A 20,902-nucleotide genomic window follows, 5' to 3' on the forward strand; every position below is an offset into this window, starting at 1 on the left:
GGCCAACAAAAAAGGGCCGGGAGGGGTCGTCCCTCCCGGCCCTTGCCGATCCCGGGCCGCCCCGGGGACATCCCCGGGGCGGCGGGTTTGCACGGGATCAGCGTGCCGCGGCGGCCAGGGCCTCGGCGCGGTCGGTGCGCTCCCAGGACACGCCCAGGTCCTCGCGGCCGAAGTGGCCGTAGGAGGCGGTGGGGCGGTAGACCGGCTTTTCCAGCTCCAGCATGGTGAGGATGCCGAAGGGACGCAGGTCGAAGTGCTCACGCACCAGATCGGTCAGGCGCAGTTCATCGATCTTGCCGGTGCCGAAGGTCTCCACGGCGATGGAGGTGGGCTCGGCCACGCCGATGGCGTAGGAGACCTGGACCTCGCAGCGGTCGGCCAGTCCGGCGGCGACGATGTTCTTGGCTACGTAGCGGGCGGCGTAGGCCGCGGAACGGTCCACCTTGGACGGGTCCTTGCCGGAGAAGGCGCCGCCGCCGTGGCGGGCCATGCCGCCGTAGGTGTCCACGATGATCTTGCGGCCGGTGAGCCCGCAGTCTCCCAGGGGACCGCCGGTGACGAAGCGGCCGGTGGGGTTGATGTGGAACTTGGTGTCCTTGTGCAGCCACTTGTCCCCCAGCACCGGCTTGATGATCTCTTCCATCACCGCTTCCTGCAGCTTCTTCTGGTCGATCTCGGGGTCATGCTGGGTGGACAGCACCACGGCGTCGGCGGCCACGGCCTGGCCCCCCTCGTAACGGAAGGTCACCTGGCTCTTGGCGTCGGGGCGCAGCCAGGGCAGGGTGCCGTTCTTGCGCACTTCGGCCTGACGGCGCACCAGGCGGTGGGAGAAGTGGATGGGGGCCGGCATGAGCACGTCGGTCTCGTTGCAGGCATAGCCGAACATCAGGCCCTGGTCGCCCGCGCCCTGATCTTCGGGGCGGGTGCGGTCCACACCCTGGTTGATGTCCATGGACTGGGCGCCGATGGAGTTGAGCACGGCGCAGGTGTTGCCGTCGAAGCCCTTGTCGGAGCTGTCGTAGCCGATGTCCAGCACCACTTCACGCACCAGATCTTCCACGTTGATGGTGGCGGTGGACTTCACCTCACCGGCCAGCAGCACCATGCCGGTCTGGGTGACGGTTTCGGCGGCGACGCGGGCCTTGGGGTCTTGGGCCAGGTAGGCGTCCAGCACGGCGTCGGAGATCTGGTCCGCCATCTTGTCGGGATGGCCCTCGGACACGGATTCGGAGGTGAACAGGTAGGTTTTGCTCATGTTGTTGGCTTCTCCTGGGATGGTGTTGGGATCGGGGCGAAGGATGCCTTACGCCTTGCGGAAGCGGAAGATGCCCCAGCAAAGATAGCCGGCATTGCCGCCGTCGACCCAGTGTTGCAGACCTTTCTTCATGCGGCTGATGTAGTCGTCGGAGATCAGGCCCTTGAGGCTGTCCTCACGGGATTCCAGCTCCTTGAGCACGCGGCCGTAGTGGCGCGGCAACTGGCGGGTGTGGTCCTCGAAACCGATCTCTTCCAGACCCGCCTTCTTCGCGGCCTCGCGGTAGAACCCGGGGGAGCCCAGGGTCTCCAGGTGGATGCGGTCGTAGATGGGCTGCAGCTTGTCCTTGGGGGCGTCATCGGTCTGCATGGGGTCGGTGAAGATGAAGACCCCGCCGGGCTTGAGCACCCGGGCCACCTCTTCCACCACCTTGGTGCGGTTGCCGCTGTGCAGGATGGCGTCCTGGGACCAGACGATATCGAAGCTGTTGTCCTTGGCCGGGATGTCCTCGAAGCTGCCATCCCACACGTCGATGAGGTGGTCCAGCTTCTGGGCCTTGTTCATCTCACGGTCGCGCTCGTTCTCCACCTCGGAGAGGTTCAGCGCGGTCACGTGGCAGCCGAAGGTGGAGGCCAGGTAGCGGGCGGCGCCGCCGTAACCGGCGCCCACGTCCAGGACCTTGGCATCCTTGGAGGGCTCGCCCAGCAGGTCGCCCATGTGGGCCACGGTGCGGCGGCTGGCGTCGGGGATCGGCTCGTCGTCGGATTCGTACAGGCCGATGTGGATGTCCTCACCGCCCCAGACGCGGAAGTAGAAGTTGTCGGCGTCTTCGCTGTTGTAGTAGTCGCGGGCGGTGGCGACGGCACCATCATACTGATTGCTCATCATTTCTCTCCCATATAGCGTTTGTCGGCCACGTGGATGAAGAAGTCCGGTTCGGCTTCGTGGTAGGTCTCCTTGAAGTCACCGAAGGTCTCGATGTTCTGGAAACCCACCTCGCGCATCAGACGGCGCACGTAGGCCTTGCGCAGGGGGTACATGTTCAGGTGATACACGGAGTTGTCGGGGAAGGCGTAGCGGAAGCGGGCCAGGCCGTCATCCACGTGCTCGGGATGCACCGAGACGTTGTCGCCGCAGTAGTAGAAGGTGTGGGCGCTGGAGTAGCCGTGGTCCAGGATGGCGTCGTAGTTGCGCTGGTCCAGGATGAGCACGCCGTCGTGGTTCAGGGCGGCGTAGAACTCGGCCAGGGCCTTGCGGCGGTCATTCTCGTTGAACAGGTGGGTGAACGAGTTACCCAGGCAGACCACGGCGTCGTAACGGCCGTAGATGTCGCGGTTGAGTTCGCGCCAGTCGGCCTGGGTAGTGCGCAGGATGTGGCCCCGCTTGCGACCGTTCTCGAAGGCCTTGACCAGCATCTCGGGGGCGCCGTCGACGCTCACCACGTCGAACCCGGCCTCCAGCAGACGGATGGAGTGGAACCCGGTGCCCGTGGCCGCGTCCAGCACGCGCTTGGCGCCGCGCTCCTTGAGGACGTCGATGAAGAAGCTGCCTTCGCTCTTGGCGCGGCTGTCCCAATCGATCAGGTCATCCCACTTGTCGACAAAGGAGTCCACGTACTCGTTGACGTAGTTGTCGGTGTCCCGGCGCTCGATGGGCTTGTCGCCGAAATCCTGTTCTGTGTTGGCTGTTGCGTTGGACATAGTGCTCTCCCGCCATGTGCTGTGGCTTGATGTAAGGCGAGGGGCGCAAGGCGCCCTCGATGTCGGCCACGCCGACCCCGGAGGGGGTCGCGCAACCCAAGGCCGGCGCAGTCATGCGTCGGCGATGGTGTCCGCCGTGCCCGATGATCCTTGTTGTGCTGACACGTTTTCTCGCCCGGCGAGGATGTACGGCCTGCGGCGGGTCGCCGCGGGGACATCTCGTCGCGAATCGGTTCTCGCGGCCGGGTCGTGGGGCACGACCGTCTGGGGCCTTCGGGTCAGGTGGCCCGAGTGCGCAGAAACCGACGGCGTATTGCTGGCAGGCGTGCCGTCCCTGACGGCACTACGAAAGAAGACGAAGACAACGTAAGCGCTCGCGCCAAAGCCCTGCCTGGTTGCGGTTTGATGCCGGTGTATGTGGCGGTCACCGTATGCACCCGTAAGGTCTTGCGCTGATGCATCCCTAATACCTTGGGGGACTTTTCCGAGGATTGCAAGTCTTGCTTGCGGTTCGTCATGGCAGATTCATATCCCGGGCAGGTGAAAGCGGGCCGGCATGGGGCCTGTGGCAAAGCCGACACGATGTGGCATTTGCTGCATAAGCGGGAGTCTTCAAGGCGGGGTCAGCATCCATGTTGAAACCTTTAAAAGTTTAATAAAAACAATAATATGCAAGATCTATTTTTGGTCTTCCTGCAGACGGCATGATCGTTGCCAGAATCCTCCTTGGTGATATTCCGATCCTCCCGGTGTCCCCCTGGATGGGCGCGGGGAGCGGCCCTTGATCCCGAAACCCATGGAGGCACGCAAATGGCACATGTCGGCGTCTTTTTCGGTACCACTTCCGGAAATACACGCAAGATTGCGAAGATGATCCAGAAACGCTTCGGTGAGGACTGGATCGACAAACCAAAGAACGTGAATCGTGTCACGGCGGAAGAGATCGCCGCCTATGATCGACTCATCCTCGGCACCCCCACCATGGGCTCCGGCCAGCTCCCGGGGCTCTCGGCGGACTGCGAGGAGGAGAGCTGGGAGGAGTTCCTGCCTGAACTGGAGGAGATCGACTTCTCCGGCAAGACAGTGGCCCTGTTCGGCCTGGGGGATCAGGTGGGTTATCCCGATGAGTTTGTGGACGGGCTCATGGAGCTCTACGAGGTGGTGACCGAGCGGGGCGGACGCGTGGTGGGGGCCTGGCCTGCCCAGGGGTACACCTTCCAGCAATCCCAGGCCCTGGTGGATGGTCATTTCGTCGGCCTGGCTCTGGATCAGGACAACCAGGGCGAACAGACCGAGGCCCGTCTCGAGGCCTGGTTGCGGCAGATCGCCCCGGAGATGGGGCTGCCCCTGTAAACCATGGGCCCGCCGCCGGGGGAGGTGGCGGGCCCAAGGCCGTGATCGTCGCCATGGCGCGTTGAGGGGGTATGACCCCTCTGGTATCCTTGCGAGCCATCCCGCGCTCAAGCGCCGCCATTCCATTCCCTGACGATCACTTCATGACGCGATACGTTTTCATTACCGGGGGCGTGGTGTCCTCCCTGGGAAAGGGCATTTCCGCCGCCTCCCTGGGCACCATCCTCGAGGCCCGCGGCTTCCGGGTCACGCTGATGAAGCTGGACCCCTACATCAACGTGGATCCGGGTACCATGAGCCCCTTCCAGCACGGGGAGGTGTTCGTCACGGAGGATGGGGCGGAGACGGACCTGGATCTGGGCCATTACGAGCGTTTCGTGCGCATCCGCACCAGCCGCCGCAACAACTTCACCACCGGCCAGATCTACGAGAACGTCATCCGCAAGGAGCGGCGGGGGGACTACCTGGGCGGCACGGTGCAGGTGATCCCCCACATCACCGATGAGATCAAGCGCTGCATCCGGGCCGGTGCCGACGGGGCGGACATCGCCCTGGTGGAGATCGGGGGCACGGTGGGGGACATCGAGTCCCTGCCGTTCCTGGAGGCCATCCGTCAGATGGGGGTGGAACTGGGTCAGGATCACGCCCTGTTCATGCACCTGACCCTGGTGCCCTACATCGCCGCCGCCGGCGAGATCAAGACCAAGCCCACGCAGCACTCCGTGAAGGAGCTGCGCTCCATCGGCATCCAGCCCCAGGTGCTGCTGTGCCGCTCCAGCCATCCCCTGCCGGACGGGGAGCGGCGCAAGATCGCCCTGTTCACCAACGTGGAGGAACGGGCGGTGATCTCCGCGGTGGACGTGGACAACATCTACAAGATCCCCCTCTGGCTGCACTCCCAGAAGCTGGATGAGATCGTCCTGCGCAAGCTGCGCCTGGAGGAGGCCCCGCAGGCGGACCTCTCGGACTGGAAGAACGTGGTCAACGCCATGGAATTCCCCGAGGCGGAGGTGACCATCGGCATGGTGGGCAAATACGTGGAACTCACCGAGTCCTACAAGTCCCTGAACGAGGCCCTCACCCATGCCGGCATCCACACCTCCACCCGGGTCCACATCCGCTACATCGACTCGGAGAAGCTGGAGGGTCCGGACGCGGAGGAGCTGGCGGGGGTGGACGCCATCCTGGTGCCCGGGGGCTTTGGCGAGCGGGGGGTGGAAGGCAAGATCGCCGCCGTGCGCTACGCCCGGGAGCACCAGGTGCCCTATCTCGGCATCTGCCTGGGCATGCAGGTGGCGGTCATCGAATACGCCCGCAACGTGGCCGGTCTGCAGGAGGCCCACAGCACGGAGTTCCGCCCGGACACCCCGCACCCGGTGATCGCCCTGATCACCGAATGGCAGGATGCCGAGGGCAGACTGGAACGCCGCGGCGAGGACGACGATCTGGGGGGCACCATGCGCCTCGGCGGGCAGCAGGCCCTGCTGAAGGCGGATACCCTGGCCCGGCGCATCTACGGCCAGGAGGTGATCCGCGAGCGCCACCGCCACCGCTATGAGTTCAACAACCAGTACCTGGAGCGGCTGCAGGCGGCCGGTCTGGTGATCTCCGGCACCTCCATGGACGGGGCCCTGGTGGAGGTGGTGGAACTGCATGACCATCCCTGGTTTCTGGCCTGCCAGTTCCACCCCGAGTTCACCTCCACCCCCCGGGATGGCCATCCCCTGTTCTCGGGCTTCGTGCGCGCCGCGCGGTTGCAGCACGACAAGATGCTCAACCTGGACGAACGCCATGAAGCTCTGTGACTTCGATGTTGGCAACGACCGGCCGCTGTTCCTCATCGCCGGTCCCTGCGTCATCGAGGGCCGGGAGCTGGCCCTGGAGACGGCGGGCCGGCTGCGGGAGATAACCGCCCGCCTGGGCATCCCGTTCATCTACAAATCCTCCTTCGACAAGGCCAACCGCTCCTCGGTGAAGAGCTACCGGGGGCCGGGGCTGGACGAGGGGCTGAAGATCCTCGAGGCCGTGCGCGAGCAGATCGGCGTGCCGGTGCTCACCGACGTGCACGAGGACACCCCCCTGGAGGCGGTGGCCGCGGTGGTGGATGTCCTGCAGACCCCGGCCTTCCTGTGCCGGCAGACGAATTTCATCCAGCGGGTGGCGGCTCAGGGGCGGCCGGTGAACATCAAGAAGGGCCAGTTCCTGGCCCCCTGGGACATGACCCATGTGGTGGACAAGGCCCGCGCCGCCGGCAACGACCAGATCATGGTCTGTGAGCGCGGTGTCTCCTTTGGCTATAACACCCTCATCTCCGATATGCGCGGCCTGGCGGTGATGCGCCGCACCGGCTGCCCCGTGGTGTTCGATGCCACCCATTCGGTGCAGCAACCGGGCGGGCGGGGCGACGCCTCCGGCGGCCAGCGGGAGTTCGTCCCGGTGCTGTCCCGGGCGGCGGTGGCCGCCGGAGTGGCGGGCCTGTTCATGGAGACCCATCCGGATCCGGAGCGGGCCCTCTCCGACGGTCCCAATGCCTGGCCGTTGCAGCGCATGGAGGTGCTGCTGACCACCCTCAAGGCGCTGGACGAAGTAGCCAAGCGCCAGGGCTTCATCGAGGATCAGGATCTGATCTCGGACATAGATTGAGCACACAGGGGAATCACGACCCATGACAGACATCGTCGACATCCATGCCCGTGAAGTGCTGGATTCCCGGGGCAACCCGACCGTGGAGGCAGAGGTGCGCCTGGTCTCCGGGGCCCTGGGCCGCGCCGCCGTGCCCTCCGGGGCCTCCACCGGATCCCGCGAGGCCCTGGAGCTGCGCGACGGCGGTACGCGCTACTGCGGCAAGGGCGTGCTACAGGCCGTCGCCCATGTCAACGGCGAGATCCGCGAGGCCCTGCTGGGCATGCCCTCGGACGATCAGGCGGCGGTGGACCGGCGCATGATCGAGCTGGACGGCAGCGACAACAAGGGCCGCCTGGGGGCCAACGCCCTGCTGGCGGTCTCCATGGCCGTGGCCCATGCCAATGCCGCGGAGTGTGGTTATCCCCTCTACCGTCATCTGGGGGGGGAACAGGCCCACACCCTGCCGGTGCCCATGATGAACATCCTCAATGGCGGTGCCCACGCCAGCAACAGCGTGGACCTGCAGGAGTTCATGATCCTGCCGGTGGGGGCGGGATCCATGGCCGATGCCGTGCGCTACGGTGCCGAGGTCTTCCATGCCCTGAAGAAGGTGCTGGGCGGCCGCGGCCTGGCCACCACGGTGGGGGATGAGGGGGGGTTCGCCCCGGACCTGCCCTCCAACGAGGCGGCCATCGAGGTCATCCTCGAGGCCATCCACCAGGCGGGCTTCACCCCCGGCCGGGAGATCCACCTGGGCCTGGATTGCGCCGCCTCCGAGTTCTACCGCAACGGCCGTTACGAGCTGGCCTCGGAAGGGCGCACCCTGGACGCCGAGGGCATGGTGGACTACCTGGCGGGCTGGGTGGAGCAATATCCCATCCTTAGTATCGAGGACGGCATGGATGAAGGGGACTGGGAGGGCTGGAAGCGGCTCACCGAACGTCTGGGGGATCGCGTGCAACTGGTGGGGGATGACCTGTTCGTCACCAACACCCGCATCCTGCAAGAGGGCATCGACCGGGGCATCGCCAACTCCATCCTCATCAAGCTCAACCAGATCGGCACCCTCACCGAGACCCTGGAGGCCATCCGCATGGCCCACGACGCCGGCTATACGGCGGTGATCTCCCACCGCTCCGGCGAGACCGAGGACGTGACCATCGCCGATCTGTCCGTGGCCACCGGCGCCGGGCAGATCAAGACCGGTTCCCTGTCCCGCTCGGACCGGGTGGCCAAATACAATCAACTCCTGCGTATCGAGGAGCATCTGGGACAGGCGGCGCGTTACGCCGGTATGGAGGCCTTCCGCCAGTTGGCCTGATCCCCGGTGCGGGCTGCCCAGGCGGCCCGCACCCCGCCGGGCCCGCAGGGCGGCAGGATCCACTGAGCGGGCACGCCCACGTCCCGACGCACAGGACCGCATCCATGCGATGGCTGACGGCGCTGCTGCTGGCACTGCTTTTGGGCCTGCAGTACAAATTGTGGTTCGGCGAGGGCGGCCTGCTGGAGGTGTACGAGTTGAACCGGGCCCTGGAGCGCCAACGGGCGGAGAACCGGGAGCTACGCAGCCGCAACGAGGCCCTGGAGGCGGAGGTGCGGGACCTGAAGACGGGCCTGGAGGCCATCGAGGAACGGGCCCGCCGGGACCTGGGGATGATCGCCGAGGACGAGGTCTTCTTCCAGGTGGTGGACCCCGAGGATATTCGCAACGATGAACCCTGATCCGCGTTTCTGGGCGGTGATCCCCGCCGCCGGGGTGGGCAGCCGCATGCAGGCGGACCGCCCCAAGCAATACCTGCCCCTGGCGGGGGAGACCGTGATCCAGCACACCCTGGGGGTCTTCCTGCGTCATCCCGCCGTGGCCGGGGTGGCGGTGGCCATCAGCGCCGGGGATCCCTATTTTCACCGCCTGGGCATCACGGCGCACAAGCCCCTGCGGGTGGTGGACGGTGGCGCCGAACGCTGCCACTCGGTGCTCAACGCCCTGCGGGGCCTTGCGGAACTGGCCCACCCCCAGGACTGGGTCCTGGTGCACGACGCGGCGCGTCCCTGTCTCAGCGACCGGGACCTGGAGACCCTGATGCAGACCCTGCGGGACGACCCGGTGGGGGGGATCCTGGCCACGCCGGTGCGGGACACGAAGAAACGCGCCACCCCCGACGGGCGCATCGCCGCCACCGTGGACCGATCCCAACTGTGGCGCGCCTTCACCCCGCAGATGTTCCGCCTGGACCCCCTGCGCCAGGCCCTGGAGCGGGCCCTGGCGCAGGGTTTTCTGGTGACGGACGAGGCCTCCGCCATGGAGTACGCCGGCCTGGCGCCGCGCCTGGTGGAGGGCAGCGCCGAAAACATCAAGATCACCCGCCCGGAGGACCTGCCCCTGGCGGAATTCTACCTGGCCCGCCGCCGGGCGCCCCACACGGAGGAGACCCCATGAACCTGCGCATCGGCCACGGCTTCGATGTCCACGCCTTCACCGAGGGGGATCACCTCATCATCGGTGGGGTGCGCCTGGAACACGACCGCGCCTTCGCCGCCCATTCCGACGGGGATGTCCTGGTCCACGCCGTGTGTGACGCCCTCCTGGGGGCGGCGGCCCTGGGGGATATCGGCCGCCATTTCCCGGACACGGACCCCGCCTACCGGGGGGCCGACAGCCGCGTCCTGCTGCGCCGGGTGGTGGAGGAGATCCAGGCCCGCGGCTGGCGTGTGGGCAACGTGGACGCCACCGTGGTGGCCCAGGCGCCGAAGATGGCCCCCTACGTGGAGCGCATGCGCGCCCATCTGGCCGAGGATCTGGGGGTGACCCCCGCCGAGGTGAACGTCAAGGCCACCACCACCGAACGCCTGGGTTTCGAGGGGCGCCGGGAGGGCATCTCCGCCCACGCCGTGGCCCTGCTCCAGGGGCGGGACTGAGGGCTCAGCGCTCCAGGTAACGGCGCTTGTCCGGGCGCCCGTTCCACTCGTCCGCGTCCGGCGGCGGGTCCTTGCGCCGGTGGATCACCGGCCATTCCCGGGCCAGCTCGGCGTTCAGGGGGATCATCGGCTCCTGCCCCTCGGGTACCTCGTCCTCGGGCACGATGGCATGGGCGGGGCACTCCGGCTCGCACAGGGCGCAGTCGATGCATTCATCGGGATCGATCACCAGGAAGTTGGGCCCCTCGTGGAAGCAGTCCACGGGGCACACCTCCACGCAATCGGTGTACTTGCAGCGGATACAGTTCTCCAGCACCACGAAGGTCATCGCGCGCCTCCCGTACTCCTGCGGTGCGGTCCACCCCGCCGGGGATGCCCCGGGCGGGGTCCACGCCCCGCGGGATGTGCGCGGGGCTAAGCAGAGCATAGTCCCCGGCCGGGGGGATTTCGAGGCGCCGCCCCGTCAGGGGGTGTCGGTGTCCGGGGCGTCCAGCAGCCGGCGCAGGCGGTAGAGGGCCTCCAGGGCCTGGCGCGGGGTCATCTCATCCGGGTCCAGGCCCTGCACCGCCTCCCGCAGGGCCTCGCAGGCGGGATCGGGGGTCGCGGGCGGCGCCTGTGGCGGGAACAGGCTGAGCTGGGCCGTGTCTCCGGCATCCCCCAGGTTCTGGCGCTCCAGCTCCGCCAGGCGCTCCCGGGCCCTTCGGATCACCCCCGCGGGTACCCCCGCCAGGGCGGCCACATGCAGGCCGTAGCTCTGGTTGGCGGGGCCTTCCTTCAGGGTATGCAGGAAGATGATGCGCTCGCCGTGCTCCACGGCGTCGATGTGCACGTTGGCGATCCCCGGCAGGGTATCGGGCAGGGCCGTGAGCTCGAAGTAATGGGTGGCGAACAGGGTGAAGGCCCGGTTGTGCCGCGCCAGGTGCTCGGCGCAGGCCCAGGCCAGGGAGAGCCCGTCGAAGGTGCTGGTGCCGCGGCCGATCTCGTCCATGAGCACCAGGCTGTGTGCGCTGGCGTGGTGCAGGATGGCGGCGGCCTCGGTCATCTCCACCATGAAGGTGGAGCGGCCCGAGGCCAGGTCGTCGGCGGCCCCGATGCGGGTGAAGATGCGGTCCACCGGGCCCAGGCGGGCATGCTCCGCCGGTACAAAACCCCCGGCATGGGCCATGAGCACGATCAGGGCGGCCTGGCGCATGTAGGTGGATTTGCCGCCCATGTTGGGGCCGGTGATCACCAGCATGCGCCGCCCCTCGTCCATGACCAGGTCGTTGGGCACGAAGGGATCGTCCAGGACCTGCTCCACCACCGGATGGCGTCCCCCCCGGATATCGAGCCCGGGGGTGTCGTCCAGCTCGGGGGCGGTGTAGCCCAGGGCCTGTGCCCGCTCCGCCAGATTGGCCAGCACGTCCAGTTCCGCCAGCCCCTCGGCGCTGCGCCGCAGTGCGGCCAGGGGCTCCAGCAAGGTCTGCAGGAGTTCCTCGTAGAGCCGTTTCTCCCGCGCCAGGGCCCGTTCCCTTGCCGACAGGACCTGGTCCTCGAAGCGCTTGAGTTCCGGGGTGATGAAGCGTTCCGCCCCCTTCAGGGTCTGGCGCCGGGTGTAGTCCTCCGGGGCCCGCCCGGCCTGGGCGCGGCTGATCTCGATGTAATAACCGTGGACGCGGTTGTAGGCCACCTTGAGGTTGGGGATGCCGGTGCGCTCCCGCTCCCGCTGCTCCAGATCCAGCAGGAACTGGTCGGCGTTCTCCGACAGGGCCCGCAGTTCGTCCAGTTCCGGATCGTAGCCCGCGGCCATGACCCCGCCGTCGCGGATCAGCACCGGGGGCTGGGGGAGGATGGCCCGGTTCAGCAGATCCACCACCCCGGGATGCCGACCCACCTGGTCGGCCAGGGCCCGCAGCCGCGGGGCCTCCAGGTCCGCCAGGGTGGACTGCAGCGCGGGCAGCTGGGCCAGGGAGTCCCGCAGGGTGGCCAGGTCCCGGGGGCGGGCCGAACCCAGGGCGACCCGGGCAAGGATGCGCTCCAGGTCCCCGATACCCTCCAGGAGCTCCCGCAGGGGCTCCAGGGTGCCCCGGTCGCGCAGTTCGCCCACGGCCTGATGCCGCGCCCGCAGGGCGTCCCGGTCCCGCAGGGGCTGGTGCAGCCAGCGGCGCAGCAGGCGGCTGCCCATGGCCGTGACCGTGCGGTCCAGCACCGCGGCCAGGGTATTCTCCCGACCGCCGGACAGGTTGGTGGTGATCTCCAGGTTGCGCCGGGTGGCGGCGTCCAGGATGATGCCGGCCCCCCGCTCCTGTACGCTCAGCCCGTCGATGTGGGGCAGGGCGCTCATCTGGGTCTCCTGGACGTAGTGCAGCAGCGCCCCGGCGGCGGCGACGGCCCGATCCATGGATTCGCAGCCAAAGCCCGCCAGGTCCCGGGTGCCGAACTGGCGGGTGAGGCGTTCCCGGGCCGCCCCGACCTCGAAGTGCCAGGGGGCATAATGCCGCACCCCGGGGCGCTCCCCGCCGGGCAGGTCAGCCCCCTCGGGCAGGAGGATCTCCGCCGGCTGCAGCCGTTCCAGTTCCCCCTGCAGGGCCTCCTCCCCCTCCAGTTCCTGCACCTGGAAACGGCCCCCGCTCAGGTCCAGGACCGCCAGTCCGGTGCGTTCCTTCGCGGGGCACAGGGCCACCAGCAGATTGTCCTGGCGTTCGTCCAGCAGGGCCTCTTCGGTGACCGTGCCCGGGGTCACCACCCGTACCACCTTGCGTTCCACCGGCCCCTTGGCGGTGGCCGGGTCGCTCACCTGCTCGCAGATGGCCACCGATTCCCCCTGGCGCAGCAGCCGGGCCAGGTAGGACTCCACGGCGTGGACCGGCACCCCGGCCATGGGGATGGGCGCGCCGGCGGACTGGCCCCGCTTGGTGAGGGTGATGTCCAGCAGCGCCGCCGCCCGGTGGGCGTCCTCGTAGAAGAGTTCGTAGAAGTCCCCCATGCGGTAGAACAGCAGGGTGTCGGGGTATTCGGCCTTGATGGCCAGGTACTGGCGCATCATGGGGGTATGGGCGGAGAGGTCTTGCGGATCGGTCACGATGGGCCCTGGTTGTGCGGTATGGGAACGGATCGCGGTGCGGGAGCCGGGCGGGGCCCGGCTCGAGGGGGGGTATTGTACGGACGCGGCCGGCCTCTGTAAGCCGTGTCACCGGCCGGTGACCTGCTACCCTCAGCGAAGGGATCCCCGTGCGTCGGGTTCCCGGCGCGGATCCCGCCGGTGCCATCTGTGCCACCTGATGAGGAGCCTCGTCCATGAGCATATGGGTCGTCGTTGCGGACGCCAGCCGCGCCCGGATCTTCAGTGCCGACAAGTCCTTCAGTCCGCTGGTGGAAGAGGAGGATCTCTCCCATCCTAAGGCGCGGCTGCATGCCCAGGAGCTGGAGACGGAGCGCATGGGGCGGGCGTTCGACAGTACCGGCGAGGGACGTCATGCCCTGAGCCGGGAGGTGCCGCCAAAGAAACAGGAGGCCCAGCGCTTCGCCCGGGAACTGTGTGAGCGCCTGAACACGGCCCGCGCCTCGGGGCGCTTCGAGAGGCTCTACATCATCGCCGCCCCGGCCTTTCTGGGCATCCTGCGCAACTGCTTGGACGACACCATGCAGAAATCCGTGGCGGGCACGGTGGATAAGAATCTGGCGGCCCATGACGTGGAGGAGATCCGCCGGCAGCTCCCCCGTTTCCTGTGAGCCACCCTTTCAGCCGCAGGCGTCTCTAGGCGGGGTACTGCGGGGCGGCTTGGGACCAGGGGGGCAGCTGTCAGCCCGGATCGCCAGGGTCGGGGGGCGGGGCCTCTGCCCCGGCACCAGGGGCACAAAACGGACCCCCAGGACCTTGCGCCGTTGCAGGTCCCCGTCCTGTGCGCGTGTCACCACCCACAGGTCCTGGGCCTGCCAGCCGGAATCCACCGGCAGCACCAGGCGCCCGCCGGGGCGCAACTGCTCTGGCAGGGCGGGGGGGATCTCGGGGGCGGCGGCGGTGACCAGGATGGCATCGAAGGGGGCCGCCTCGGGCCAGCCGGCGCGGCCGTCCCCCACCCGCGTCTGTACGCGGTTGTAGCCCAGCGCCTCCAGACGCTCCCGGGCGGCCCGGGCCAGTTCCGGCACCACCTCGATGGTATGGACCTGGGCCGCCATCTCCGCCAGTACCGCGGTCTGATAGCCGCAGCCCGTGCCCACCTCCAGCACGCGGCTGTCCTTGTCCAGGGCCAGCAGCTCCGTCATCAGGGCAACGATGAAGGGCTGGGAGATGGTCTGACCGAAGCCGATGGGCAGGGCGGTGTTCTCCCAGGCCCGGTGGGCGAGGTCCTCGGGGATGAAGCGCTCCCGGGGGACGCGGCGCAGGGCCGCCTCCACCCCGGGGGATGGGGCCTCCAGGCCGGTGGTGGCGGCGGTGGCCTGGTAGTCGCCGCGGATGCGGCGGAGGAGTCGGTCGATGGGGTCCTTCATCACGGGCCTGTATGGCTGGACGGGCGACACGGCGTTTCTTTTCAGATGATAGTATCTCCGCAGGCCGGTGGAAGGAGACCGGGGGATCCGGGACGGCCCGATGCCTGAATCATGACCACGGGGGAATGTACATGACCATGGGGATGGATGACGAAAAGCGGGACTTCCAGCGCCTGCAGGTGGATCATCCCGTGCGCGTCACCGAGACGGATGGCGGACGGACCCACGAGGCCCTGGGGCGGGATCTGAGCGCCACCGGCGTGTCCTTCGTGATGGCCTCGCCGCTGCCGGTGGGGGCCACGATCTCCGTGGCCATCGAGCCCAGCAGCACCATGCTGTCCCCCTTCCATGCCGATGCGCAGGTGCTGCGGGTGGAACCGGAGGACGGCGGCTACCGGGTGGCCGCCCGCATCCTCGGGGTGCGCAGATGATCCCGCCCTCGGACCGGGATCTGCAGTCCCTGGCCCGGACCGTGGAGCAGGCGGCCCTCGCCACCGGGGGCGGCCTGGCCACGGCGGAGTCCTGCACCGGGGGATGGGTGGCCAAGGTGCTCACGGACATCCCCGGTTCCTCCCGCTGGTTCGACCGGGGGTTTGTCACCTACAGCAACGCGGCCAAGCAGGCCCAGCTGGAGGTGCCGGCGGTCCTCCTGGAACGAGACGGCGCGGTCAGCCGGGAGACCGTGCGGGCCATGGCCGTGGGGGCCCTGGCCCGCAGCGAGGCCCGGGTGGCGGTGGCCATCAGCGGCATCGCCGGACCCGGCGGCGGCACCGCGGAGAAGCCCGTGGGCACCGTCTGGCTGGCCTGGGCCCGGCGCGGGGTGGAGGAGGTGGACACGGCCTGCCGCCATTTCCCCGGCGACCGGGACGCCGTGCGCCGCCAGGCGGTGGCCGCGGCCCTGGAGGGCCTGGCCGCGGCCCTGTCCCGGCGGTGAATACCGTACCTTCTTCGCGGTTGGCGGGGCAGGGGGAACCTGTGAGATAATCAACAGTTTGAACCGGCCACACGGCGCCTTGGGTCGTCGGCCGGGTTCCGGCAGCGCAAGAGGGAATGGATCTTGGACGAGAATCGCAAGAAGGCCTTATCCGCGGCCCTTGGGCAGATCGAACGCCAGTTTGGTAAAGGCGCCGTCATGCGCATGGGCGATGCCAGCGCCGTGCGCGACGTGCCGGCCATCTCCACCGGCTCCCTGGCCCTGGATATCGCCCTTGGGGTGGGCGGTCTCCCCCGGGGTCGGGTGGTGGAGATCTTCGGGCCGGAGTCCTCCGGCAAGACCACCCTCACCCTGCAGGTGATCGCCGAATGCCAGAAGCAGGGGGGCACCGCCGCCTTCGTGGACGCCGAGCACGCCCTGGATCCCACCTACGCCCAGGCCCTGGGGGTGGACGTGGACAACCTGCTGGTATCCCAGCCGGACACCGGCGAACAGGCCCTGGAGATCGCCGACATGCTGGTGCGCTCCGGTGCCGTGGACGTGGTGGTGGTGGACTCGGTGGCGGCCCTCACCCCCAAGGCCGAGATCGAGGGGGAGATGGGGGATGCCCACGTGGGCCTGCAGGCCCGCCTCATGTCCCAGGCCCTGCGCAAGCTCACGGCCAACATCAAGCGCTCCAACACCCTGGTGGTGTTCATCAACCAGATCCGCATGAAGATCGGCGTGATGTTCGGCAACCCCGAGACCACCACCGGCGGTAATGCCCTCAAGTTCTACTCCTCCGTGCGCCTGGACATCCGCCGCACCGGTGGCATCAAGAAGGGCGACGAGGTGATCGGCAACGAGACCCGGGTGAAGGTGGTCAAGAACAAGGTGGCCCCCCCGTTCCGGGAGGCCCACTTCGAGATCCTCTACGGCGAGGGCATCTCCCGCCTGGGGGAGATCATCGACATGGGGGTCAAGGACGGCCTGATCGACAAGGCCGGCGCCTGGTACAGCTACAAGGGCGAGCGCATCGGCCAGGGCAAGGACAATGCCCGCACCTATCTGAAGGATCATCCCGAGATCGCCCAGGCCATCGAGACCCAGATCCGCGAGGCCCATATGCCCCGCCGCGGCGGGGAGAGTTCCGAGGGTGAGGGCGAGGACGCCACCGCCCAGGGCTGACCAGGACCCGGCCGAGGCCGCGGTGCGCCTCCTGGCCCGCCGCGAGCACAGCCGCCTGGAACTGGGCCGCAAGCTCGCCGCCCGGGGCTACCCATGCCCCGACGTGGAGGCCGCCCTGGACCGTCTGGAGGCCCAGGGGCTGCTGAGCGAGGCGCGCTTCACCGAATCCCTGGTGCGCCAGCGGGTGCAGCAAGGGCACGGACCGCTGCGGATCATCGCGGACCTGCGCCAGCGGGGGATCGAGGATCCGGGTTCGGCGGTGGAGGCCGCGCAGGTGGACTGGGAGGCCCTGGCCCGGGAGGTGTACCGGCGCCGCTTCGGCGGCGACACACCGCAGGCGCCCAGGGAGCGCGCCCGGCGGATGCGTTTCCTGCAGGGTCGCGGGTTCCCCCCCGAGACCATCCGCAGGGTGATGAATGACGTGGATACGACATGAAAAGCGCCGAGATCAGAAGCAGTTTCCTTGAATACTTCCGCTCCAAGGGTCACGAATGCGTGCCCTCGAGCCCGCTGGTACCCGGCAACGACCCCACCCTGCTGTTCACCAATGCGGGCATGGTGCAGTTCAAGGAGGTGTTTCTGGGAAGGGAGCAGCGCCCCTACACCCGGGCGGTGACCTCCCAGCGCTGCGTGCGCGCCGGGGGCAAGCACAACGACCTGGAGAACGTGGGCTACACCGCGCGCCATCACACGTTCTTCGAGATGCTGGGCAATTTCAGTTTCGGCGACTACTTCAAGCGCGATGCCATCCACTTCGCCTGGGAATACCTTACCCGGGTGCTGGGCATGCCCCCGGAGAAGCTCTGGGTCACCGTCTACGAGACCGATGACGAGGCCTACGACATCTGGATCCACGAGATCGGTATCCCCCGGGAGCGGCTCACCCGCATCGGTGACGATCCGGACGGCGGCTCCGACAACTTCTGGCAGATGGGCGACACCGGCCCCTGTGGCCCCTGCTCGGAGATCTTCTACGATCACGGCCCCGAGGTCTGGGGCGGCCCCCCGGGCAGCCCCGAGGCGGACGGGGACCGCTACATCGAGATCTGGAACCTGGTCTTCATGCAGTACGACCGGGACAAGGACGGCGTCCTGCATCCCCTGCCCAGCCCCTCCGTGGACACCGGCATGGGCCTGGAACGCTTGGCGGCGGTGATGCAGGGGGTGCACTCCAACTACGAGATCGACCTCTTCCAGAACCTTCTCGCCGCCGTGGGCCGGGTGCTGGGCCAGGAGGATGTCCAGGGACCGTCCTTCAAGGTAATCGCCGATCACATCCGCTCCTGCAGCTTCCTCATCACCGACGGCGTCATGCCCGCCAACGAGGGCCGCGGGTATGTCCTGCGCCGCATCATTCGCCGCGCTGCCCGCCATGGCCACAAGCTGGGCATGAACGAGCCCTTCTTCCACCGCCTGGTGGCCCCCCTGGTGGAGGAGATGGGGGCGGCCTATCCGGAGCTGGCCCGGGACCAGACCCAGGTGGAGAAGATCCTGCTGCAGGAGGAGGAGCGCTTTCGCGAGACCCTGGAGCATGGCCTCAAACATCTGGAGGAGGGCCTGGAACGGATCCGGGACAAGACCCTCCCCGGCGGCCTCATCTTCAAGCTCTATGACACCTACGGTTTCCCCGTGGACCTGACCGGCGACATCGCCCGGGAGAAGGGTCTGGAACTGGACATGGCCGGTTTCGAGGAGGAGATGCGCCAGCAGCGGGAACGGGCCCGGGCCGCCAGCAGCTTCCGCATGACCGACGCCGGTGCCGTGGCCGCCGGACTCTCCGAGTCCCGCTTCGTGGGTTACGAGGACATCGAGGCGCCGGGCCGGGTGATCCGCCTGGGGCAGGGGGAGGACGGCACCCCCGTGGAGCGCCTGCAAGGGGATCAGTCGGGCAGTGTGGTCCTGGACACCACCCCCTTCTATGCCGAATCCGGCGGCCAGGTGGGGGATACCGGGTTCATCGAGGGTCCCCAGGGCCTGTTCCAGGTGACCGGCACCCACAAGCAGGGGGGGGTGTTCATCCACCAGGGACAGATGGTGCGCGGCAGCCTGGCCTGTGACGACATGGTCACCGCCCGTGTGGACGGCGAGCGCCGCCAGGCCGTGGTCCTGAACCATTCCGCCACCCACCTGCTGCACGCCGCCCTGCGGGAGGTGCTGGGGGAGCACGTGCAGCAGAAGGGTTCCCTGGTGGCCCCGGACCGGCTGCGCTTTGACTTCTCCCATTTCGAACCCTTGCGTCCCGAGGAGATCGCCCGCATCGAACAACTGGTGAACCGCGCCATCCGCGCCAACGCCCCGGCCGAGGCCCGGGTCATGCCCATCCAGGAGGCCCTGGAGGCGGGGGCCATGGCCCTGTTCGGGGAGAAGTATGGCGACCAGGTGCGGGTGCTCTCCCTGGGGGAGTTCTCCATCGAGCTGTGCGGCGGCACCCACGTGCGCCGCACCGGTGACATCGGTCTGTTCAAGGTGATCCAGGAGGCCGGTGTGGCCGCCGGCATCCGCCGCATTGAGGCGGTGACCGGGCAAAATGCCCTGGACCACGTGGCCCGCATGCAGTCCACCCTGGAGCAATCCGCCGAGCTGCTGCGCGCCCGGCCCGAGGAGCTCACCGAACGGGTCCGCCAGTTGCAGGAACACAGCCGCAGCCTGGAGAAGGAACTGGAGGCGGTGAAGAACCGCCTGGCCTCCCAGGCCGGGTCCAGCCTCACGGACCAGGTGGAGGATGTGGGCGGTATCCCGGTTTTGGCGGCCCGTCTGGATGGGGCCGATCCCAAGTCCCTGCGGGATACCGTGGACCAGCTCAAGAACAAGCTGGGGGAGGGGGTCATCGTCCTGGCCACCGCCCGGGAGGGCAAGGTGAATCTGGTGGCCGGGGTCACCGATGCCTACAACAAGACCCTCAAGGCCGGGGACCTGGTGAACGAGGTGGCCCGCCAGGTGGGGGGGCGCGGCGGCGGCCGTCCCGACATGGCCATGGCGGGGGGCAGCCAGCCCGAGGCCCTGGACGAGGCCCTGGCCTCGGTGAAGGCCTGGGTGCAGGCCCGGACCTAGCGCCTGTACGCAAAGACCCGATTTCCACGCGGCTTGAACGCAGCCGCCCGCGGGCGGTCTATACCTGAATAAAAGACTATGTCATTAATCGTACAGAAATACGGCGGCACCTCGGTGGGTAGCGTGGAACGCATCCAGCACGTGGCCGACCGGGTGATCGGCTACCGCCGCCAGGGACATGACGTGGTGGTGGTGGTCTCCGCCATGAGCGGGGAGACCGACCGGCTCTTGGGGTTGGCCCGGGAGATCCGGCCCGATGCCGACGGCCGGGAACTGGACGTGCTGCTCTCCACCGGCGAGCAGGTGACCATCGCCCTGCTGGCCATGGCCCTGGAGTCCAAGGGTTGCCCGGCCCGTTCCTTCACCGGGGCGCAGGTACATATCCGCACCGACAGTGCCCATAACAAGGCCCGCATCCAGGAGATTGACGGGGCCCGGGTACGCCGCGACCTGGCGGACGGGCGCGTGGTGGTGGTGGCCGGTTTCCAGGGGGTGGACGAGATGGGCAACATCACCACCCTCGGCCGCGGGGGCTCCGACACCACGGCCGTGGCCCTGGCGGCGGCCCTGAACGCCGACGAATGCCAGATCTTCACCGATGTGGATGGCGTCTACACCACTGACCCGCGGGTGGTGCCCAATGCCCGCCGGCTGGAGCGCATCACCTTCGAGGAGATGCTGGAGATGGCCAGTCTGGGCTCCAAGGTCCTGCAGATCCGCGCCGTGGAATTCGCAGGAAAGTACAACGTACCGCTGCGTGTCCTATCCTCCTTCGAGGAAGGCGGGGAGGGCACGCTCATCACGCTCGAGGAAGGGGACATGGAACAGGCGCTCATCTCCGGTATCGCCTTCAACCAGAACGAGGCCCAGCTCACCGTCGAGGGGGTGCCCGACCAGCCGGGTGTGGCCCACCGCATCCTGGGGGCCGTGGCCGATGCCAACATCGAGGTAGACATGATCGTGCAGAACGTGGGGGCCGATGCCACCACCGACTTCACCTTCACCGTGCACCGCAACGACTTCGACAAGGCCATGCGCATCGTCGGCGAACGGGCCCGGGAGCTGGGGGCCCGCGAGGTGAAGGGGGATCCGCGTATCGTCAAGATCTCCATCGTGGGCGTGGGCATGCGTTCCCACGCCGGCATCGCCAGCCGCATGTTCTCCGCCCTGGCGGCGGAAGGCATCAACATCCGCATGATCTCCACCTCCGAGATCAAGATCTCGGTGGTGGTGGACGAGAAGTACCTGGAACTGGGGGTGCGCGCCCTGCATGACGCCTTCGGGCTGGAGCACGCACCGCAAGAGGCTTCCTGAGGGAAGACAGCGCCATGGCCATGGGTACGGGGAGAAGGAACCACATCCCCTCCCAGGGCCGCAAGCGCACATGACGAACCGGGGTGAACACCGGTCGACCCCAGGCCCCGAGCCTGG

20 protein-coding genes are annotated in these 20,902 nt (G+C 68.1%); 14 read left to right on the forward strand and 6 right to left on the reverse strand.

Annotation, left to right across the window (positions count from 1 at the left end):
• Positions 1-97: 97 nt before the first annotated feature.
• Genes metK through BM214_RS02135 form a run of 3 tightly spaced genes read right to left on the reverse strand, consistent with a single transcriptional unit; the run spans position 98 to position 2,955 of the window.
• Positions 98-1,255 carry a methionine adenosyltransferase gene (metK, locus tag BM214_RS02125; RefSeq protein WP_090483551.1) on the reverse strand — a complete coding sequence of 386 codons (1,158 nt, stop codon included), beginning with the start codon at positions 1,253-1,255 and terminating at the stop codon, positions 98-100.
• A gap of 48 nt (positions 1,256-1,303) precedes the next feature.
• Complete coding sequence (locus tag BM214_RS02130) at positions 1,304-2,140, reverse strand: methyltransferase domain-containing protein (RefSeq protein WP_090483552.1); 837 nt, start codon at positions 2,138-2,140, stop codon at positions 1,304-1,306.
• Positions 2,140-2,955: a glycine/sarcosine N-methyltransferase gene (locus tag BM214_RS02135; RefSeq protein WP_090483553.1), complete on the reverse strand. Its 816-nt coding sequence runs from the start codon at positions 2,953-2,955 to the stop codon at positions 2,140-2,142. The genes BM214_RS02130 and BM214_RS02135 overlap by 1 nt, the downstream gene beginning before the upstream one ends.
• Positions 2,956-3,765: 810 nt before the next feature.
• On the opposite strand from BM214_RS02135, the gene BM214_RS02140 reads away from it, so the two are divergent.
• The 7 genes from BM214_RS02140 to ispF all read left to right on the forward strand — a co-directional run bounded on the left by BM214_RS02140 (position 3,766) and on the right by ispF (position 9,849).
• Positions 3,766-4,308, forward strand: a complete 543-nt coding sequence (locus BM214_RS02140) for a flavodoxin (RefSeq protein ID WP_090483554.1) — start codon at positions 3,766-3,768, stop codon at positions 4,306-4,308.
• A gap of 143 nt (positions 4,309-4,451) precedes the next feature.
• Positions 4,452-6,113 carry a CTP synthase gene (locus BM214_RS02145; protein ID WP_090483555.1) on the forward strand — a complete coding sequence of 554 codons (1,662 nt, stop codon included), beginning with the start codon at positions 4,452-4,454 and terminating at the stop codon, positions 6,111-6,113.
• The gene (gene kdsA / locus BM214_RS02150; protein WP_090483556.1) at positions 6,100-6,951 is read left to right on the forward strand and encodes a 3-deoxy-8-phosphooctulonate synthase; all 852 of its coding nucleotides are present in this window, start codon (positions 6,100-6,102) and stop codon (positions 6,949-6,951) included. The genes BM214_RS02145 and kdsA overlap by 14 nt, the downstream gene beginning before the upstream one ends.
• 22 nt (positions 6,952-6,973) lie before the next feature.
• Positions 6,974-8,254, forward strand: a complete 1,281-nt coding sequence (gene eno, locus BM214_RS02155; RefSeq protein ID WP_090483557.1) for a phosphopyruvate hydratase — start codon at positions 6,974-6,976, stop codon at positions 8,252-8,254.
• A 104-nt stretch (positions 8,255-8,358) separates the two neighbouring features.
• On the forward strand, positions 8,359-8,655 hold the full coding sequence (gene ftsB, locus BM214_RS02160; protein ID WP_090483558.1) for a cell division protein FtsB: 297 nt from the start codon (positions 8,359-8,361) through the stop codon (positions 8,653-8,655).
• Positions 8,645-9,370, forward strand: a complete 726-nt coding sequence (gene ispD / locus BM214_RS02165) for a 2-C-methyl-D-erythritol 4-phosphate cytidylyltransferase (protein ID WP_090483559.1) — start codon at positions 8,645-8,647, stop codon at positions 9,368-9,370. The genes ftsB and ispD overlap by 11 nt, the downstream gene beginning before the upstream one ends.
• Positions 9,367-9,849: a 2-C-methyl-D-erythritol 2,4-cyclodiphosphate synthase gene (gene ispF / locus BM214_RS02170; RefSeq protein ID WP_218149026.1), complete on the forward strand. Its 483-nt coding sequence runs from the start codon at positions 9,367-9,369 to the stop codon at positions 9,847-9,849. Before ispD ends, ispF begins: the two co-directional genes overlap by 4 nt.
• A 4-nt stretch (positions 9,850-9,853) precedes the next feature.
• Here ispF and fdxA read toward each other — a convergent pair whose 3' ends face one another.
• A complete protein-coding gene (gene fdxA, locus BM214_RS02175; protein ID WP_090483560.1) occupies positions 9,854-10,177 on the reverse strand; it encodes a ferredoxin FdxA in 324 nt (107 codons plus the stop codon).
• Between the two features lie 135 nt (positions 10,178-10,312).
• Positions 10,313-12,874 carry a DNA mismatch repair protein MutS gene (gene mutS, locus BM214_RS02180; protein ID WP_090483561.1) on the reverse strand — a complete coding sequence of 854 codons (2,562 nt, stop codon included), beginning with the start codon at positions 12,872-12,874 and terminating at the stop codon, positions 10,313-10,315.
• Between the two features lie 251 nt (positions 12,875-13,125).
• Here mutS and BM214_RS02185 point away from each other — a divergent pair, with 251 nt between their 5' ends.
• Complete coding sequence (locus BM214_RS02185; protein WP_090483562.1) at positions 13,126-13,560, forward strand: host attachment protein; 435 nt, start codon at positions 13,126-13,128, stop codon at positions 13,558-13,560.
• A 9-nt stretch (positions 13,561-13,569) separates the two neighbouring features.
• On the opposite strand, the gene BM214_RS02190 is transcribed toward BM214_RS02185, so the two are convergent.
• Positions 13,570-14,319, reverse strand: a complete 750-nt coding sequence (locus tag BM214_RS02190; protein WP_090483695.1) for a protein-L-isoaspartate(D-aspartate) O-methyltransferase — start codon at positions 14,317-14,319, stop codon at positions 13,570-13,572.
• A 143-nt stretch (positions 14,320-14,462) separates the two neighbouring features.
• On the opposite strand from BM214_RS02190, the gene BM214_RS12480 reads away from it, so the two are divergent.
• The 6 genes from BM214_RS12480 (at position 14,463) to BM214_RS02220 (ending at position 20,785) form a co-directional block, all read left to right on the forward strand.
• Positions 14,463-14,750: a PilZ domain-containing protein gene (locus tag BM214_RS12480; RefSeq protein ID WP_177217554.1), complete on the forward strand. Its 288-nt coding sequence runs from the start codon at positions 14,463-14,465 to the stop codon at positions 14,748-14,750.
• Positions 14,747-15,253: a CinA family protein gene (locus BM214_RS02200; RefSeq protein WP_090483563.1), complete on the forward strand. Its 507-nt coding sequence runs from the start codon at positions 14,747-14,749 to the stop codon at positions 15,251-15,253. Before BM214_RS12480 ends, BM214_RS02200 begins: the two co-directional genes overlap by 4 nt.
• A 123-nt stretch (positions 15,254-15,376) precedes the next feature.
• A complete protein-coding gene (recA, locus tag BM214_RS02205) occupies positions 15,377-16,420 on the forward strand; it encodes a recombinase RecA (protein ID WP_090483564.1) in 1,044 nt (347 codons plus the stop codon).
• A 22-nt stretch (positions 16,421-16,442) separates the two neighbouring features.
• The gene (locus BM214_RS02210; protein WP_090483565.1) at positions 16,443-16,856 is read left to right on the forward strand and encodes a regulatory protein RecX; all 414 of its coding nucleotides are present in this window, start codon (positions 16,443-16,445) and stop codon (positions 16,854-16,856) included.
• A complete protein-coding gene (alaS, locus tag BM214_RS02215) occupies positions 16,853-19,471 on the forward strand; it encodes an alanine--tRNA ligase (protein ID WP_090483566.1) in 2,619 nt (872 codons plus the stop codon). Before BM214_RS02210 ends, alaS begins: the two co-directional genes overlap by 4 nt.
• A 78-nt stretch (positions 19,472-19,549) precedes the next feature.
• Positions 19,550-20,785 (forward strand): aspartate kinase, encoded by a 1,236-nt coding sequence (locus BM214_RS02220; RefSeq protein ID WP_090483567.1) that lies wholly within the window; start codon positions 19,550-19,552, stop codon positions 20,783-20,785.
• The last annotated feature ends 117 nt before the right edge of the window (positions 20,786-20,902 follow it).

The organism is Ectothiorhodospira mobilis, assembly GCF_900114895.1.
Taxonomy (GTDB): Bacteria; Pseudomonadota; Gammaproteobacteria; order Ectothiorhodospirales; family Ectothiorhodospiraceae; genus Ectothiorhodospira; species Ectothiorhodospira mobilis_A.